A 407-nucleotide genomic window follows, 5' to 3' on the forward strand; every position below is an offset into this window, starting at 1 on the left:
GGTCACCGCGGTCGACGTGTCGCGGCGGGCCGTGTACGCGGCCCGGCTGAACGCGCTGCGGGCGGGTCTGCCGGTCGAGATCCTGCGCGGCAATCTGTTCGACCCGGTGCGGGGACGGTCCTTCGACCTGGTTCTCGCCAATCCCCCGTACGTGCCCGCCCCCAGGGCGCACCTGCCGCCGCGCGGCGCGGCCCGGGCCTGGGACGCGGGCGGTGACGGGCGGCTCGTGCTCGACCGCATCTGCCACGAGGCGCCGGGGCTGCTGCGGCCGGGCGGGGTGCTGCTGCTGGTGCAGTCGGCGCTCAGCGATCCGGAGCTGACCGTGAACTGTCTGCGGTCCGCGGGTCTGAAGTCGGCGGTCACGCAGCGGCAGCGGATCGCCTTCGGCCCGGTGCTGCGGACCCGGG

General features: G+C 75.9%; 1 protein-coding gene. It reads left to right on the plus strand.

Annotation, left to right across the window (positions count from 1 at the left end):
* Positions 1–407: methyltransferase (locus LPA54_RS40610; protein ID WP_228985447.1), on the plus strand; the 407-nt coding region annotated here is incomplete at both ends.

The organism is Streptomyces sp. DH12, from assembly GCF_020873895.1.
Lineage (GTDB): Bacteria > Actinomycetota > Actinomycetes > Streptomycetales > Streptomycetaceae > Streptomyces.